Source organism: Treponema sp. Marseille-Q4130, from assembly GCF_014334325.1.
GTDB lineage: Bacteria > Spirochaetota > Spirochaetia > Treponematales > Treponemataceae > Treponema_D.
The window spans coordinates 246149-264623 of record NZ_JACSET010000001.1 but is presented as its reverse complement, the minus strand read 5'-3'; the positions used below and the strand labels follow the sequence as shown (position 1 = coordinate 264623).

At 50.4% G+C, this 18475-nt stretch carries 11 protein-coding genes and 1 pseudogene; 5 read left to right on the top strand and 7 right to left on the bottom strand.

All coding sequences use genetic code 11. The features are described from left to right. Positions 1 to 27 precede the first annotated feature (27 nt). On the top strand, positions 28 to 843 hold the full coding sequence (locus tag H9I36_RS01075) for a hypothetical protein (RefSeq protein ID WP_187383537.1): 816 nt from the start codon (positions 28 to 30) through the stop codon (positions 841 to 843). Between the two features lie 2 nt (positions 844 to 845). On the opposite strand, the gene H9I36_RS01070 is transcribed toward H9I36_RS01075, so the two are convergent. Further along, entirely contained in the window at positions 846 to 1466 is a 621-nt protein-coding gene (locus tag H9I36_RS01070) for a diacylglycerol/polyprenol kinase family protein (RefSeq protein ID WP_187383536.1), read from the bottom strand. Beyond that, complete coding sequence (flcA, locus tag H9I36_RS01065) at positions 1463 to 5449, bottom strand: periplasmic flagellar collar protein FlcA (protein WP_187383535.1); 3987 nt, start codon at positions 5447 to 5449, stop codon at positions 1463 to 1465. The genes H9I36_RS01070 and flcA overlap by 4 nt, the downstream gene beginning before the upstream one ends. 605 nt (positions 5450 to 6054) lie before the next feature. Here flcA and H9I36_RS01060 point away from each other — a divergent pair. Next, the gene (locus tag H9I36_RS01060; protein WP_187383534.1) at positions 6055 to 6765 is read left to right on the top strand and encodes an early set domain-containing protein; all 711 of its coding nucleotides are present in this window, start codon (positions 6055 to 6057) and stop codon (positions 6763 to 6765) included. 15 nt (positions 6766 to 6780) lie between these two features. Here the strand turns inward: H9I36_RS01060 and ffh are convergent, their stop codons facing one another. Both ffh and H9I36_RS01050 read right to left on the bottom strand, forming a co-directional pair. Then, a complete protein-coding gene (ffh, locus tag H9I36_RS01055) occupies positions 6781 to 8151 on the bottom strand; it encodes a signal recognition particle protein (RefSeq protein WP_187383533.1) in 1371 nt (456 codons plus the stop codon). Positions 8152 to 8273: 122 nt separating this feature from the next. Then, complete coding sequence (locus H9I36_RS01050) at positions 8274 to 9329, bottom strand: NAD(P)H-dependent glycerol-3-phosphate dehydrogenase (protein ID WP_187383532.1); 1056 nt, start codon at positions 9327 to 9329, stop codon at positions 8274 to 8276. A gap of 254 nt (positions 9330 to 9583) precedes the next feature. On the opposite strand from H9I36_RS01050, the gene H9I36_RS01045 reads away from it, so the two are divergent. Together H9I36_RS01045 and H9I36_RS01040 are read left to right on the top strand one after the other, a co-directional pair. Next, positions 9584 to 12067: an AAA family ATPase gene (locus tag H9I36_RS01045; RefSeq protein ID WP_187383531.1), complete on the top strand. Its 2484-nt coding sequence runs from the start codon at positions 9584 to 9586 to the stop codon at positions 12065 to 12067. After that, entirely contained in the window at positions 12064 to 13134 is a 1071-nt protein-coding gene (locus H9I36_RS01040; RefSeq protein ID WP_187383530.1) for a LacI family DNA-binding transcriptional regulator, read from the top strand. The genes H9I36_RS01045 and H9I36_RS01040 overlap by 4 nt, the downstream gene beginning before the upstream one ends. A 35-nt stretch (positions 13135 to 13169) precedes the next feature. On the opposite strand, the gene H9I36_RS01035 is transcribed toward H9I36_RS01040, so the two are convergent. From H9I36_RS01035 to aroA, 3 genes are read right to left on the bottom strand one after another with little or no spacing between them, the layout of a single operon-like run. Beyond that, positions 13170 to 15059 (bottom strand): TRAP transporter permease, encoded by a 1890-nt coding sequence (locus H9I36_RS01035; RefSeq protein ID WP_187383529.1) that lies wholly within the window; start codon positions 15057 to 15059, stop codon positions 13170 to 13172. Positions 15060 to 15119: 60 nt separating this feature from the next. Then, on the bottom strand, positions 15120 to 16109 hold the full coding sequence (locus tag H9I36_RS01030; RefSeq protein WP_187383528.1) for a TAXI family TRAP transporter solute-binding subunit: 990 nt from the start codon (positions 16107 to 16109) through the stop codon (positions 15120 to 15122). A 46-nt stretch (positions 16110 to 16155) separates the two neighbouring features. Further along, a complete protein-coding gene (gene aroA, locus H9I36_RS01025) occupies positions 16156 to 17442 on the bottom strand; it encodes a 3-phosphoshikimate 1-carboxyvinyltransferase (protein ID WP_187383527.1) in 1287 nt (428 codons plus the stop codon). A 277-nt stretch (positions 17443 to 17719) separates the two neighbouring features. Here aroA and H9I36_RS13100 point away from each other — a divergent pair. Next, positions 17720 to 18196, top strand: a pseudogene (locus tag H9I36_RS13100) (UvrD-helicase domain-containing protein); the annotation flags it as partial. Positions 18197 to 18475 lie beyond the last annotated feature (279 nt).

Here is an 18475-nt window from a genome sequence, read left to right as displayed (position 1 = left end):
ATTTCCGTTACGGGTATCATCGTTTCTATGACTATTAAAACGCGGAATTATTTTTTTCTCGCTCTCATTATTGTTTTTTCGCTATTTCTTTTAGGCGCTTCCGCGATGCTCGGATATTCGATCTACTCGGGTACGCTCACTCGCCCCGATGTTTTTCCGGCCGAACACATCGCCGGTTTTTATACGAAAGGCTATTCGTTTATCGCGACAATCGCCTCGCTCTTTATCTTCGCGCTGTATGCGCTGCTTGCCGTTATCTACCTCTACGTCGAATTTGAAAAAACGCAGTCGACGGAAGTGATTTTTTTCGCCCTGTTTCTCATCGGCTGTTTTGCGGAAACGGTGCGGCTGTGCGTACCGCTTTTCAATCTGTGGCACGAGCTTTCGGCTTTTTTGCTTTTTACAGGGAGAGTCGTTCTCTTTGCGAGGACACTCGCTCCGACGGCGCTGCTGTTCGGCGCGGTTTTCAGCGGAACGGAGGCGCGCCAGCACGTCGAGCGGAACCTCGTCATACTCGTTGTGCTTTCCGTTATGATCTCGATGCTGATGCCGCTCAACACCGCAGTCGTACTTCCGAACTTTTGCATAAAATGGGGCAACGGCCAAGCGTTCATCGTAATTCGCGCGCTCATCCTCGCCGCGGCGATTTTTTCGCTTTTCATGAACGCATGGTCGCTCGGGACGAAGGATGCATCCTTGTTCGGCTTTGCATCTCTTGCACTCGGATACGAATTCTCGTGCTATGCGACGTCATACGCGGCGGCAGCTGGGGGCGGCATATTGCTTTTCGCGGGAACTGCGGCATACCTTAAAAGTCTGCACCGAAAATACCTGTGGCAATAGAATCAGCGTATTAATAATGTTGATAGTCCGCCGATCGCAACAGGGATGACGAGGTTATCGAAATCGCCGAGAGGAACGAGTTCTATCGCCATGGCGGAAAGTGCCAGCACAAGCGATACGAATCCGTTTTTGCACACAAAAAACGACGAGCACAATACCGCGAAAAAGCACGTGAGGCTTCCTGCGACCGTTTTTCCGTGCGTAAACGGAATGACCGTGCGGCCGAAAAGTTTTCCGCCGAGGCTCGCAAGCCCGTCGCCGAACGCGAGCGCATAGATGCCGATGCGGGCGGCTTCCGGTTTCCATAAAAGCACGGTAACGATAATGCCGAGCACGAGCGTTACGGGGCCGAGCACGAATTTATTTTCATCGCGCTTTCGAGAGGCGACTTCGGTTATATGCGATACGACGGGAACGGAGACGCCGCATTTTCTGAGCGTTTCGGACGCGACGTAGAGCACAAGAACGACTGCAAGACAGCCGATAACAGGATAATACGCAAAGGTCAAAAGAGTGGGGATAAGCGCACTGCAAATGTGGATCGTTTTTCGGACGAGTTCTTTTTTTATGCTGTTTCTGTATTGTGCCTGCAGTATGCCGGCTCTGTTTTCGTCGGCGCTCATTGCGTCAATTCCTTTTCACCGGTGAGAATCTTCGGAATATCCGTATAAATCGCGGGTTCGTAATCCGGCATCGGACGGCTCATATAGCGCATATTCTGTTCGGCCAGATTGCCGCCGGGAAGGCGCACCATCGTCGCTTCGTTTCGCGTGAGTGCATCCCACGCCCGCATCGACACGGAAAGCTGTACCATCGCATCGGCATTCATTCGGCTGTTGCCCGTACGGCGGGCGAGACGGAAAAGCGTCACGCCGAGATTATTCGCCGCCTTCAAGTAGAGTTCCGTGAGCGCGTCTTCGGCGGCTTTCGTCTGCGTAAACGCGAGTCCTTTTTTTGCGAACTCGTCGTCGAGGTTGCGTACGAGCTGCGTGTAGTAGCCTTCAGCCGCATAGTCCGAATCGCGGAGTGAAAGCGTATTGCCCATCGCAAGCAGCAAATGATCGTCGTCCGGCTTTTCGGCTCCCGCTTTGATAAAAGAGCCGACCGCGCCGTCCAAATCGTTTTTGGAATACTGTATAAAACCGACGCGGTAATGCAGGGATGCCGTATCGTAGTGCGTGCGGATCGCCGAAAGATAATCGTTATATGCGCCCTCGTAATCGCCGCGGATAAAATAATCGATATCGCCTGAATCGGCATAGAGTTTTCCGATGGCTTCGTTTCCGGCAAAACCGCTGTTCGCCTTTTCCCTCTCGTACAGCGAAATCCCGTCGGTGTATTTTTCTTCGGCCGTCAAATATTCTTTGCCCAGAACGTACTGCTCGCCGAGCAGGCGGTACGAATCGATCTGTTTGTAGATGTCGCGGCGGCGGAGATTTTGAGACTTCTCTTCAAACAATTTGACCGTGTGTTCGAGCATTCTGAGGGCACGCTCCGAATCGTGCATCTGCACAAAGTAGCGCGAAAGATTGTAGAAGGCGACGGGGTTCGACCGATCGGCGTTCACCGCACGGTCGAGCATATCGCGCACGTCTTCGATCTTCGTGCGAAGGTATTCGTCCTTGGGCGGAAGCGGCCCGTACAATTTGTCGAGAAGATACCCGCTCATTTCCGTCCAATCGTCGGCATCGAGCGATTTCGCTTTCGGATAAAATCGGTCTTTGAGCTGCAGCACTTCGCGGAGATTGTCGGTGCGCACAAAATAGCGCATCATGCGCGCGAGGTATTGATCGGTCGGACCGTAGAGCTGCACGAGGGATGCATACTGCTTGCGCGCTTCTTCGAATTTCGAAGGGTCTTTTTCAGTCGCCCATTCGAGAAAGATATCGCCGAGCAGGAGGATACCGTCGGCATCGTTTATGTGATAGTCGAGCACGCTCCGCCGTGCGATCTCTTCGGCCTTTTCATAATTTGCCAAATCGTCGCATTCCATGCGCGCGTATTCGATACCCGCTTCCTTATCGTAATTAAAATAATAAAGGATATTGCGATACATCCGCTCCGCCCTAAGGTATTGCTTTCGTTCGCGGTATGCGCGCGCATATTTGAAAAGCCACTTTTTTTGCAGCTGCACGCCGGCGGCCTCATTGAACAGCGCTTCCGACTGAGGGTATTCGTCGGCTTTAATGAGCGCGTATCCCTGTTTGTACAGGCCGTTCGCTCTCAGCGGGCGCCAGATAAAATTACGCGTAAAAATTATTAATCCGAATACGGCTGCAGCGGAAAGAAGGGCGAGTACGATGCCCGGAACGATCCTGTTTTGCAGCTGATACTGAAAAGACGCTTTATATGCATTGTATTCGGCTACGGTACGCCGCTCAAAATCGCGCGGAACAGGAATGGCGATATCGAGCATCTTTTCGAGGGTCGAAGCAACTTGACGCGCGGGCGCTTTGTTGAGAATTTTTTCAACGATTTCAAACTGCGCGTCGTCGGTAAACTCGTTTGCGACGAGCAGATTTTCAACGGCAAGGCGCACGTTGAGCGGATAGAGCGCGAGGTTTGCAAGAAATTTTTTATACTGCGCATCGGTAAGCGTATTTTTCGGAGGCTTTTCGCCTTCGGTCGCTCCGCGGAAATCGGGAGTAGGAAGTTTGATGCGGCCGCTTTTATCGGTTTTGACTTCTGTTGTATCGGAAAAGCCGGGTATTTCAAAATCGCCGAGATCGCCGTGCATGCCGAGTTCGAAGTCGGTTTTATCCGCTTCGGATTTTTCCGGCTCTTTGACCGTAAAGTCGAGCCCTTCCATTTCGGATGTATCGAAATGTTCTATCGGAACCTTTTCTTCGTCGTCCGCATTTTCCGATGTCGTATCGCCGGATTTTTCATCGCTCCCGATCGCTCCCGTTTCACCGCGAGCCGTCGTCCCGCCGTCGTCCGTCTCTCCGTCACCCATATCGAGGTCGAAATCGAAAGTATCGGGATCGAAAGTTTCCTGCGGCAAGCGGGCGGCAAGCATATCCGAAGGCGTTTCTTCGCTTGGTTCCGCCGCATCGCCGCCGAGAGAAATCTCGTCAGAAGAGGAAAGTGCGCCCGACCTTTGCATCGTTCCTTCATTTTCCGCCCCTTCATCTCTGAGAGAAATTTCATCCGTCGTTTGCCGCAGCGGTTTTTCAGCGATTTCGTTTCCTTCACCGCTGAGAGAAATTTCATCGGGACCGAAAGCCGTATCGGGTGCCGCTTCGTAAAAGCCGGAAGATGTTTTTTTCTCTTCGGAAAGATCGGCCGCAGGCGAAAGCCCGTCATCATTGAACATGGAAGAAAAATCGAAATCGGGAAGTTCCAAACTGTCGGGAGTGCCATCAAGCGGAGAAAGCGGCTCTCCGTTTACAGTCGTCCCGGACGCACTGCTTTGCGTTCGGTCTGTACCCGCATCGGACGATGTTTCATCCGCACCGGACGCTCGGACGATTTTTTGTTCTTCAGGCGCTTTGCCGAAAGCCGATACGCGATCCGCATCTTTTTCGGGAAGTGCGGTTTTACCTGCGGACTGTACGGCACTTTCGATTTCACCCTCAGGCATATCGCCGGGGATTTCGATATTCATATCGATCGCCTGTCCGCCCGTATCGAAATCATCCGCCCAATCGGAAGCCGAAGACTCGACCGCCGGAGGAGGAGCTTCGTCCGTTTTTTGATCCGCGCTCCGTTGAGTTGGAGAAGGAGCTGCTAATGAGGAAGTGTCAAGATGTCCCGCATCTTCTGACGGCAGAACGTGTTCGGAAAGCGTTTGATGTCCGGACGGCGCCTCATGCTCGGAGCGCACTTGACGTTCGGACGGCGCTTCATCTACAAGGGGCGCAGGAACGGAAAAATCATTTTCCGGAGAAAGCGTAAACGCATCAAGCGATGGAAGATCGGGCACGGTATGAGCATGGTCGGTATGAGCGGGGATATCCGATACTGCCGACGAAAACGCGTCGTCGGAGGGAAGAGAAAATGCATCCGACAAAACGGCGCTCGTTCGGGACGGGCCGCCGTTTCGGTTCGACGCGGATGTACGGGGCGGCTCGCCGCCCTCGTCGGAGGGCACATCGGACGCGGCTTCTTCCGGCAGCACATCGCTCGCTTCCGCTTCCACTCCGCTCATATCGCCGAGCAGATCGTCGAGATTCATATCCGCAATCGACACTTCTTCCGGTTCAGCTTCTTCGATTTTTTGTTCCGCTTCATCGGCGAATTCGGAAAGGTCGGGCATTTCCGCCTCTCCTGCCGATGCGGAAGGGATAACGGGATTGAGCAAATCGGAAAGATCGGGAACGGCGGCTGAAGACGTTTCGCCGTTTTCTTTGGACGCCGCATCATTTTTTCCCGTTCCGGTAATATCGGAAAAATCTTCAGCGTCGGATGAAGCCTGCGACGGTACCGTCTGCTCCGGAACTTCAGGCATACCGAGAACAAAATCTTCGGAATCATCGACATCGCGTATCGTTTTCGAAAACGGAATCAGGATCGGCTTTTCGCCGCGGGATGCACGCTCGTGTACCTCATTGCCGAGTGCGAGAATATCTGAATTGAATTTCTTTAGCTGGCTTAACCCCGGCATAATCCACCCGATTTATTGTATCGTTAAAACGCCCGTCTTTACAAGTATTTGACCGTACCCTCAAGGCAAACGCACCGGAAAATATACTTTTATTAAAGTTAACAGCATTCAAAAAACGGCGGCAGTGCCGCTGCCTCGCGTTCCGCCTTTTATTTGGCTGTACACTTTCTTTGCAGGTATACATCTCCGGTGCGTTTACCCTGCGTATTCTCTATTAGGTCTAATTTCGAGTTTTCTAAAACTCGAAATTTTCCATCCGTTTCGTTCACCAACTGAATGGCGAGTTTCGAAAGTAAATAAAATGATGCGGAGGCGAGGTTCCGGCTGCGTGCCGTTTCGAGCGTTAGGCTTACGGAAGCGTACCCTAAAAGCTCGACCGCGGCATATACACGGCGAGTTTGCGTTGCAAACTCGGTAGTGAGCGCAGCGAACGAAGTTCTCGCCGAAAGCATATCTTTATTTAGAAATACTTTCGAAACTCGACTTTCGACCTATTATAATAACGGATGATTTTTGCGCGTACATTAGAAAAGTCTCGCGCGACGCGCCCATGTTCTTTTACCGACACGGTAAATCTTCGGCGCCGTTTTGCCGATAATCGTAGTATGAAACGCTTTCTTTTTTTGCTGTGCGCGCTTACGGCATCGCTTTGTCACATATTTGCGGCGGATTATAACGACGAAACCGTTCTCGAAATCCGCGGCGTCGGCGTGCCGTACGAAAAAGACGGTACGGTCGTTTTTACCGCCGACGCAAAATCGCGCTTTACCGGAATCGCATTCGATTTTGAAGGATACAAAACGATCCATCCTTTCCGCATACATACGATGCGCGACATGGACGGAAAAGCAAAAGGTTCGGTACTGTTTTATATTTTACATCGTCCCGAAGCGGCGCGAAGCCTTTCGTACCGCCTCGTTATCGACGGATTGTGGACAACCGATCCCGCAAACCCCGACAGCTACTATGACGAAAAAGCAGGCATCTCTCTTTCACGCTTTACTTTCGCTTCCGATCTGCCGCAAAAAACCGCGCCCATCGCGACAAACGCGTCGTCTGAAAAAATCGTCCGATTTATCTGCCGCGCAAATACGCATCAAAAGATATACCTTGCAGGCTCGTTTACGAACTGGGATCCGTGGATTTACGAAATGAAAGAAACGTCGCGCGGCTTGTACGAAATCGCACTGCCCTTGCCGTCCGGCACGCATTATTATAATTATTATTCGGGAATGGATGCGCTCACCGACTCGACGAATCCGAACAAAGCGTATACAAAAGACGGTCGCGTCGCATCGGTCATCACGGTGCCGTAGTCGATGGGGATACCGCTATCTGCCGAATTTCCTTGCAAGCGCTTCCATGTCGAGGGAGGCGCCGCCGAGCTGATTCATAAACTGCGCCTGCATACCGCGGTTTTTGCTGAGCTTTTTCATCGCGAGCTTCGTCTTTTCAAACTGCTTTATCAATTTGTTGACGTCAGCGACCGAAGTCCCCGATCCCTTTGCGATGCGCTTACGGCGCGCGGGTCCGATGATAAAATGGTTCGCCCGCTCTTTTTTCGTCATCGACAGGATAATCGCTTCCTGCTTTTTCATGCCGTCCGTATCGAAATCGCGCCCCTGCATCTGCTGTGCGATGCCCGGCATCATCTCCATAAGCTGCTGCATACTGCCCATCTTGCGCACTTGCCGAAACTGCGTGAGCATATCGTCGAGCGTAAACTCGTTGCGCGCCATCTTTTTTTGCAGCTTTTCCGCTTCTTCGCGGTCGACCGTTTCCTGCGCCTTTTCGACGAGCGAAACGATATCGCCCATGCCGAGGATGCGGCTTGCGATGCGATCGGGGTGAAAGACTTCGAGGTCTTCGGTTTTTTCGCCCGTACCGATAAACAGAATGGGTTTACCGGTCATCGTTTTAAGCGAAAGAGCCGCACCGCCTCTGGCATCGGAATCGAATTTTGTTAAAATAACGCCTGAAAGCGAAAGCCGCTCATCGAAAGTTTTTGCGATGTCTACCGCGTTTTGACCGGTCATCGCATCGGCGACGAGGATCGTTTCGTCGGGAGAAAGCGCTTTTTTAATATCGACGAGTTCGGCCATCATTGCGTCGTCTATCTGCAAGCGCCCCGCAGTATCGACGATAAGCGTATCAAGCGAATTTTTCCGCGCATAGTCGAGCGCATCTTTTGCAACGCGAACGGCGGATACGCCTTCTTCTTTAAATACCGGCACACCGATTTTTTCGCCGAGCTGCGAAAGCTGTTCGACGGCGGCAGGGCGGACCAAATCGCACGCGGCCAGCAGCGGCTTCCGTCCTTCTTTTGCCAAGCGGTATGCGAGTTTATGCGCCGCGGTTGTTTTACCCGACCCCTGTAAACCGAGCAGCAAAATCACAGACTGCGTGTCAGGCCCTTTTAAATGCAGATCGGTTTTCGCGTCTCCGAGCATAGAGGCGAGTTTGTCGTAAATGATTTTAACGAACTGTTCGCCGGGATCGACGGCGCGAAGAACTTTTTCGCCCTTCGCTTCTTCGATCGTCGAATTGACAAAGCGGCGCACGACGCGGAGATTGACGTCGGCTTCGAGGAGCGCCGTCTTAATGCGCTCGACCGTATCTTCAATATTTTTTTCGGTGATCGTCGATTTTCCGCTCACCGTTTGGATAATCGATGAAAAGGTATTTGTTAATTTTTCAAGCATAGGCAGATTATACCCGCCTCGCTTCTTTTTTGCAATGCGGCGCGCTCCGAACAAAGCACCTCACGGAACGAGTGCGATGGCACTGTGCTGCGGACGGAATGCCCGTACGTTCGCCCTCGCGCTTATTTTTCCTGCGTCAAAAGCTGTGCGATAAAATCGCGCGGATAAATCTCCTTGTTCAATATGCGATACAGTCCGTCGCAGATCGTCAGTTTGAGATTTTTCCGTTGCGCGATTTCGTGCACGTATTTACACGCGATCGCACCTTCGGAAAGATAGCCGAGCCTTGTCATATTTTCGATCAAATCGTCGAGATTCGAAAACTGCGACATGATATCTTTTTTTATCAAATCCTGTCCGAAGCGGCGGTTTCGTCCGTATTTACTTTTGCACGTTACGTCCAAATCGCCCACGCCCGCGATCGACGTAAAAGTTTCCGCGTGCGTCGCACCCATCGCAAATCCGAGCGTTTGAATTTCGTTTAAGCCTGCGGCCATCAAAAGGGATTCCGCATTGTCGCCGAATTCTTCCGACGTTTCGGCAAGCGCATCCATCGCACCGTATACGACGGCGATGACGTTTTTCGCGGCGGCGCAGATCTGCACGCCGACGACGTCGAACGACGAATAGGGCAAAATCCCCGGCACGCGCAAAAGCTCCCGCACTCTGATCGAATTGCGAGGGTTTTCGCACGCGGCGACGAGTCCCGTAATTTTCCCGACTGCAACTTCTTCCGCGTGGCTCGGACCCGACACGTAAACCGTGCATCCCTTGTAGATGCCCGGCAAAAGATTTTCTATCGTCGTAAGCACGAGCTTCGGCCCGTCGGCGGCCGGAACAAAGCCTTTCGTAAGAACGGCGATACAGGTACTGCCGTCGGCGATACCGGGAAGAGCAGTGATCATTTTTACCGTGTCGGCAATATACAGCGACGGAGAAGCGATTATTAAAAATTCTTTATCGGAAGCGACTTCGGCGATATCGTTTGAAACGGTGATGTTTTCCGACAGCCTGTAGCCCGGGAGATAGCGCTTATTTTCGTGATCATTATTGACCGAGTCGGCGACGTCCTGTTCGCGCGCCCACATCCGTATCCGATGATTACCGCGGGCGAGCGCTTGGGCCAAACCCGTACCCCATGCACCGCTTCCGAGTATGCCGACAGATTTCGATTCCATAGCGATCCCCTTTTTTAATAATTTATGCCGTACCGAATACCGTATGGCATTCTATATCCGACTCACCAACAGTATACATGCGCATACACTCTTTTGCAATCGACCTGACGGAACTGACGGAACGGATCATCGATTGTACATGAAAATCAAAATGAATTAAGGAAGATATTTTGACGATATTCCCGTTTCGGGAGCATTTGATTGAAATTTGATTTCCGATAGTCAAACGTGTGGTACTGATGTATACTGATATCATGCCCCACTCGAACGATGCCGATCTTTTTAAAAACGCACACGCGCTCCGCGAACCGCTGGCCGCACGGATGAGACCGCGAACGCTCGACGAATACATCGGGCAGGATCACATCGTCGGCAAGGGCAGGCTTTTGAGGCGCGCGATCGCAGCCGATCAGCTTTCGTCGGTTATCTTTTACGGACCGCCGGGAAGCGGAAAAACGACGCTCGCCCGCGTCATCGCAAATCATACGAAAAGTAATTTTATCACGCTGAATGCCGTACTCACGGGAGTCGCCGACATCAGAACGGCGATCAAACAGGCCGAAGACTTTTACAGTCTTTACAGCCGCCGCACGATTTTATTCGTCGACGAAGTGCACCGCTGGAACAAAGCGCAGCAGGACGCCCTTCTGCCGTGGGTCGAAAACGGTACGATCATTTTAATCGGAGCGACGACCGAAAATCCGTTTTTCGAAGTCAATAAAGCGCTCGTGAGCAGGAGCCGCGTGTTTCAACTGAAACCGCTGACAAACGGCGATTTGCGAAAAGCGGCAGAACAGGCGCTCGGCGACAAAGAGCGCGGCTACGGTCATTGGAAAGTCGAATTCGAAAAAGGCGCACTCGAACACTTGATCGAAACGGCGAACGGAGACGCGCGCAGTTTGCTGAACGCGCTCGAACTCGCAGTAGAAACGACACCAGAAAAATGGGATGCCGCAGCCTCGCCTCCCGTTCCTGCGTGGGGTTCGACGATCTACATAAGCCGCGAAGCCGCCGAAGAATCGATTCAAAAAAAAGTCGTACTCTACGACCGCGACGGCGATTATCACTACGATATCATCAGCGCGTTTATTAAAAGCCTGAGGGGGCGCGATCCAGATGCCGCAATGTATTGGCTCGCGCGCATGGTCGCCGCCGGAGAAGACGCTTCGTTTATCTTCCGGAGGATGCTCATATCGGCATGCGAAGACACGGGACTTGCAGATCCGAACGCAGTGAGCATCGTCGCAAGCTGTGCCGACGCATTCGACCGGGTCGGCATGCCCGAGGGGCGCTACTTTCTCGCACACGCGGCGCTCTATCTTTCGACCGCGCCGAAATCGAACAGCAGTATGGCGTTTTTTGATGCGCTTGCATCGGTGGAAAAAGAAGACGCGGAAGTGCCCAATCACTTGCGCGACGGAAACCGCGATGCCGAAGGTTTCGGTCACGGAGAAGGCTACCTCTACCCGCACGCATACCGCGATCACTGGGTCGCACAACAGTATTTACCCGACGCTCTCGTCGGCCGCGTTTTTTATACGCCGGGTACGCAGGGCTACGAAAAAACGATACGAGGCGACGTGCTTTCAAGGCGCGAAATTCAAATCGCTTCACTTCTCGAACGGGAAGCACCCTCGGCCGGCGGCGGCGAAAGTACGCAGTATAAAACGGCAGCCGGCACGAAGCTCGACTCAGTACATTTTATTAATAATAAAAAAGGCGAACACCTCACCTTCAGCCCCGCAGACGCGGCAAAAGAGACGGCGCTCGACAGAGCCGATAAATCGTGGAGGGCGCGTCTCGACTCGAACCGTGCGGAAGTGCTTCTCGCCGTGCGCGATACGATGACCGAACTTGCAGGCCTTCTCCGCCATCACCGCTCGCTCGTGTGGAACGCGGACGACGGTCTTTTGTTGTGGGACGTCGCGCGGAAAACGCCCGAAGGGATGACGTGCGGGCTGTGCCGTACCGAAAAAGGAAAAGAAATCCTTGAACAGTACGGAAGGACGCTCGGCGATTTGGATAAACCCGTCCTGCAAGTACTTCCCGAAGGAGCGGGCGGAGAAGGCATTACAAGCGAAATCTTTTCCGATATCGTCTTGCAGTTCGCATATCGGGGCGCCGAATTCGACCGCCTCTTTTTCCGAAATCCTTTTACCTCACCCGCATCGATCGAATCCCTAGCCGCTTCTCTTTCGCACACGGGACTAAAAAAAGAAGCGCCCTCCCCTACCTCCGAAAGCGAACAGTCGGGTGATGTGGTTTTCGCCGAAGGATGGCTCGCCGTCATCGCGCAGCGCATTCCCAAAAGCGCACAATACCTGAGCCGCATCGTCGAAACGCAGATACTCACGCCCGCAACGCTCGGCGCATACGAAGACACGCTTGCAAAAATGAAAGCGGCGGAAGACGAATTTTTCGGCGATACGGAAAACCCGCTTTTCAACTGGGATGCGTCGTCCGTCGTCCGCACATTCGAAAACGAAGGCTTTACCGTACGAAGCTTATCGCGCCGCTTCGTCGAAAAACGGCGGATCACGGAAGCTGAGCTTGCAAAGTGGTTCGATGCGAAATCGTCCGCATACGGTGCACGGATCGCAGATGCGCTTTCATCGAAAGAGCTTGAAAAAATCGTGCGCCTCCTCGAAAGTGCGCGAGAAAATACCGTTTTCGATTGGGAAAGCGAAACCACATTTTTTACGATAGAGGAAAATAAAGAACGGAAAATACAAGAATGACGCGGAAACAGATAAAAGAGTATTCAATAAAAGACATCGCAGCCCTTTCCGGAATTTCCATTGCAACGCTTTCTCGCTATTTCAACGGACAATCGATACGGAAATCGAACGAAGAGAAAATACGGGCGGTTCTTGAAAAAACAAACTATAAACCGAATATCGCCGCGCGCTTTATGAAAGGGCAGCGGACCGGGATAATCGGATTGATTTTACCGAAGCTGACGCATTATTTTTTTTCAGCCGTTGCCGAAGGGATCATGGAAGAAGCAAGCCGAAACGGTCTGGCCGTTTTGTGCGCATCTTGTCAAGGTTCGGAAAAAGAAGAAAATGAAATTATCGAGCAGTTTTCGCACTCCATTCTCGACGGATTGATTTACATCCCCGTAGCCAGAGCAAAAAACATACCGAGTATCGAGAGCTTTCGGAATCTCCCGCTCGTTATCGCTGCCAGACGAAATCTGTTCCCAAACATACCTCATGTATATCACAACGGAGAAAAAGGCGGCTACCTCGCAACACGCTTTTTGCTTCAAATGGGGAGAAAGCATATCGCATTCGTTGCAAGTTTTTGGAATCCGCCGTGCGAAACGGGAACCGAACTTCTGCAATTTCTCAACGATCCGTACAGCAGCACCTTTTCTTCGTGCGACAGACTCAGAGGATATATCAAAGCGCTCTCCGAATCGAATATCGAAGTCAATCCGAATTTAATAATCATATCGACTTATTCCGCCGAAAACGGAAAAGATGCCGCTACCGCCATTCTCGGACAGATGGGATCGTGTACCGGTATTATCCTCATGGATCCGATTATCGCAACGGGATGTACCGAGCAGTTACGATCGCAAGGCTTGAATATTCCTAATGACATATCGATCGTCATATTCGATGCAAAGGGTCGCAACGGCGCTTCGCATTTTTCAAAAGTAGAACTGCAATTAAAAAAAATGGGAGAAGAATCCGTAAAAGCATTAAAGAACGTCATAGATAATAAATCGGTACACGATATCGCACTCGATGTAACGCTCGTACCGGATAAAACAACGACCGTTTTGAAAAACAAGTAACCTATATCGCTTGTTTTCCGAACTGAACAATTATTTTACTGCGCGCGATTCCGTTTCTTTTTAACAAAAGAAAAAATTATTAATACAGTACATAAAAGAAGCCCGATCGCCATCGTACCGGCAGTCGGTATCAATAATAAGACGGCCGCAATAAAACAGAATACGCGGTATGCGGCGGATACGGGCGTTCCCAGCCAACCTTCAATACATACTGCCGTCATACATACGGCACAAAACGCGATGACAACAGCTCGAATCGTCGGGAGAACCGATGTACCGAGTATCAAAATACCCGGATGATAGATCAGTATAAACGGAATGATAAACCCCGCGAGGCCGAGCAAAAATGCTTGAAATCCAGTCTTTATCGCATCGGATTCGGCGATTCCCGAAGCGGCATATGCCGCTATCGCAACGGGAGGTGTGATAAACGAAATAATCGCAAAATAAAAAACAAATAGATTTGCCGCAATGGCGGATACGCCCGCTTGAATCAATGCCGGAGAAGCAACTGTTGCCGCGATGACGTATGCGGCCGTCGACGGCAATCCCATTCCGAGAACGATGCATGCGACCATAGTCATAAGCAGCATAAGAAAAAGATGTCCGTGAGAAACATCGAGCACTATCTGCGCAAAACGTACGCCGAGTCCCGTCATACTCACAATGCCGATAACGATACCGGCACAAGCACACGCGGCAGACACGGCAACACTCGAACGCGCGGCACGGATACACATATTTTTAAATTGTTCAAGAGGAAACGTATGTTCGAAAATCACGCTTTTTATAATTCCGATAATCGACACGGAAAGAATCGCAAAGATTGCGCTGTAATTTGCGGAAAACTTACATACCAACAAGCAAATTAATAAAACTGCCAGAGGAACGATATGATACCAGCCCTCTTTTAATATAGCTCCTACCGTACGGAACCGTACGTCGCTTTCCGCTTTGATCCCCATTCTCCCCGCTTCAAGATAAACGGCTATACCGAGACTGATATAATACAGCAAACCGGGAATCAGCGCGGAAATGACAATCGTTGAATACGCAATCCCGGTCATATCCGCCATAACAAAAGCGGCTGCGCCCATAACCGGCGGTAAAATCTGCCCGCCGGTAGATGCAACTGCTTCCACGGCGCCGGCATATTCTTTACGATACCCGACTTTTTTCATGAGCGGAATCGTAAACGTCCCCGTCGTAACCACATTGGCGACTGCACTGCCGTTGATGGATCCCATCAATGCACTGGACAAAACAGATGCTTCGGCAGGCCCGCCCCGCATCCGCCCCGTCAACGCATACGATATATCGATAAAGAATTTACCCGAACCGAACTGATCGAGCAGTTCACCGAAGATGATATATAAAACGACAAACGAAGCGGCAGCTCCCACAGGCGTTCCGAAGATTCCTTCATTCGTCCAGCACACATAGTTTATAATGTACGGTATATCGTATCCTCTATGCGCTATAATATTGGGAAGATAGGGACCGCTAAAGGCATAAAGCAAAAACACGGCGGCTATAATAGGCAACGCGATCCCTATCGTTTCTCGGGCGATTTCCAAAACGAACAACATCAACAGTACACCGAAAACGATATCGCTGAAAGTGATGCCGAAAATTCCTTTTTCCATAAGCGCATCCGTACGGCACTGCAGTACATAATAAATACCGCCCGTACATATAACGACCGCTGCAACGGCAAAAAGTATTCGTCTCAAATCGATTGCCGGATTTTCTTTAAGACGATAGACATACCACAAAAGCATCAATGTAAATACATGCACAACTCGCTGTTGCATTACGCTGACACTCACCGTCAATGTAATGAATATATGAAAAGCACAAATAAAAATCGAAAGTATCAAGATAGTCGCAAAAACGATATCGTTCTTTTGTTTATTTTTTTCCATATTCAGTGCCCCATTGCTTTTGCAAGAAAACTCGGCAAACCGTACGATAGCGCTGCAAGTTTACCGTTGCGCTTCAGGCGGCAGTAAAGAAGCGGGAATCGTTAAGCCTTTTTCTCGAAAATATTTTACCGCACCGGCGTGCAGCGGAACGGAAATTTCGTTTATCACCGTATCCCACACGACTTGCTTTTTTACGGAGTTCGTTGCACCGCTCCACTCGTCACGATTTTCCCAAACGGCTTTTGTAATGGCATATACATCGTCTTCCGTCAAAGTGCTTTTCGTCGAAGTCAGCATATTGACGCGGCTTATCGGGACAACGACCGGATATGATACATTTTCGTATGTTCCCGCCGGAATCGTATAGCGTGTCCAAAACGGAAAATGTTTATAAAAATCGGCATCATCTATCGAAATCATTTTCACCTTTGTCGATGTTGTCAGATCCGTCAAAGCGGCGGATTTCAGCGGATGCGTACAGATAAATGCGTCGATTTTACCGTCTTTCAAAGCGGACACGGCTTCCGATTCGGGAATAAACTGAGGTTTGATATCTTTGTAAGTGATTTTATAATAATCCAGAATCATGCGCGATGCCATCTCTCCTCCGGAACCTGCCGCACCGACACCGACGGATTTGCCTTTTAAATCTTGGACCTTATGTATCGGACTGCCGTCCTTTGTAAAAATCTGAACATAACTGTAGATGGTACTGAACATAGCACGGAGATCACCGGCTTTTCTCTTTGAAAAATCCCCGAGTCCGTTATATGCCAAATACGCTATTTCGCTTTGCGATATCCCCATCGCAAGCTTTCCGGAAGTCAAATTTCTGATATTCTCTACGGATGCGGCAGTCGCCTCACCCGTACATGCAATACCGGGAACGTGTTTGGTAATCGTCGCGGCCATTGCGACTCCCATAGGATACAAGGATCCCGCAGTTCCTGCAGTGCCGATGGAGATTCTCTTCACTTTAGACTGACCGTCGGCAAAAACACCCGTCATCGCTGCGCTGCAAATCAACAACGCACTTAATAATTTTTTCATATAACCTCCTATAAAAAATTTTGCAGAAAACATCAAGTATTCAAAATCACCTGCGTACTATATCAGCCCGTATCGAAGTCATCACTTCAAAAAAATTCGGAAAGGATACAGCAGAACACTCGGCAGTATCGATGACAGTTTCTCCTTCTGCAGCAAGACCGGCGACACTCATCGCCATGACGATGCGATGATCATTATGCCCGCTGATATGCGTACCGTGCAGCCGGGAACGATAAACGGTCAGCGTATCCTCCGTTTCTTCAAGCCGTGCGCCCATTTTTGTTAATTCTTCTTTTATCGATTTCGCCCTATCGGTTTCTTTTAAACGGCAGGCACCGATATTCCTCAGCACCGTTTTTCCCGAAGCCTGTGTTCCGAGTACGGCAAGCGCAGGAACCGCATCGGGAGTACCGGAGCAATCTATTTCTATACCCTGCAAATCGGCACATCCCTCAACGATGACACCACCTCTGCCTTCATCGATAACTTCGACACGAGCACCCATATCTTTTAAAATTTGTACATATGCGGTCTCTCCCGCAAAATCATTGATATCGAGACCCGTAAATTGTACTTTTGAACCCGGCGAAATCGCGGTCGCAACCAGCGGATAACCGGCAGAACCCCAATCTCCCGGCAACGTATATTCAAACGCATGAAACTTTTGGTTTCCCGGTACGTAGAATTCATCGTAATTGCGATTTTCAACGGTAACACCGGCAATTCGCAGCATACCGATTGTCATATCGACATAGGGATGCTCCAATAGATTTGTTTCATGAATCAGCGCGCCTTTTTCCGTCAAAGCGCACGCGCATAAAAAGGGTGTCATCCATTGCGAGTTGACACCCGGCATTGAAAATTCTCCGCCTTTGATAGGTCCCCGCACAACAATCGGCGCCGTACCGGAATCGCGCGTCGAAAAAGCGGTACCGCCCATCGAATTGATCGCATCGATCATCGGCTGTGCAGGTCTGTAGCAAATTTGATAGTCGCCGGTAAGAACGCTGTATCCGTCGATAAGACTCGCTACGGCCAACGCAAAATAAAATCCCGTTCCGGAATTTTGCGCGTCGAGCACGCATGCCGGTTGTTTCGGTTTTCCGTCCACGCCGTCGATAATCCATTTTGCATTATCGGACGTATCGATTTCAGCTCCGAGCGCACGCATCATATATACGATCGAATAACTGTCCAAATTATTTAAAGGATTGTATAAAATACTTCTGCCGCTTGCCAGAGAGCCGAAAACAATTCCGCGCGCCGTACCGGATTTATTTCCCGGAATTGCACTCCGCCCCGACAAAACGGAAGGTTTGACAACATATTCCATAACAGTATGCCTCCGACAAAAATGATAAACGTTTACACTTTATCAACAAGTATACCACATAATATAGCGCTGTCAAGAAAAAAAAATAAAATTATAAAAAAATTTTATCACTAAATATCAAATATTATCAATATAATACATAGTAACACGCCTTAGTTCCGAAAAAGTAAATGATAAACGTTTACATTATCCGGAAAATGGAGATATATTGTATATTTTTCATTTTCACCCCGTGTGCGCTTGCACAAAAAGCGTTCCGAGTACTACATTGTGCGCCATGTCCGAACTCGACATACATGCATTGGAAACGGAACTCAACCCCGAACAGCTGCGAGCCGTCATGACAATCGACGGACCGATTTTGATCATCGCCGGAGCAGGAAGCCGCAAAACGCGCGTCATCACGTACCGCATCGCGCACATCCTCGACAAGGGCATCCCTCAAAGCGTGATCCTTGCACTGACTTTTCCGAATAAAGCCGCGCGCGAACTGCAGTTTACGTCCGACGTGCTCGCCGTTTACAAAATCGCGAACCTCTTTTTAGACATCAAAAATTGGGAGAGATAAACGATATGTACCGCGCGCTCTACGAATCGTACGAGCGGGGATTGAAGCTGTACAACGCGGTCGACTTCGACGATCTCATCATGCTGCCGATCCCGCCTGTTCCATGAACACCCCGACACGCTTGCAAAAATGAAAGCGGCGGAAGACGAATTTTTCGGCGATACGGAAAACCCTCTTTTCAACTGGGATGCATCGTCCGTCGTCCGCACATTCGAAAACAAAGGCTTTATTGTAAGAAGCTTATCGCGCCGCTTTGTCGAAAAACGGCGGATCACGGAAGAAGAACTTGCAAAGTGGTTCGATGCGAAATCGTCCGCATACGGCGCACGGATCGCAGATGCGCTTTCATCGAAAGAGTTCGAAAAAATCGTGCGTCTCCTCGAAAGCGCACGCGAAAACACCGTCTTCGATTGGGAAAGCGAAACCGCATTTTTTACGATAGGGGAAACACCGTCGTAAAAACAA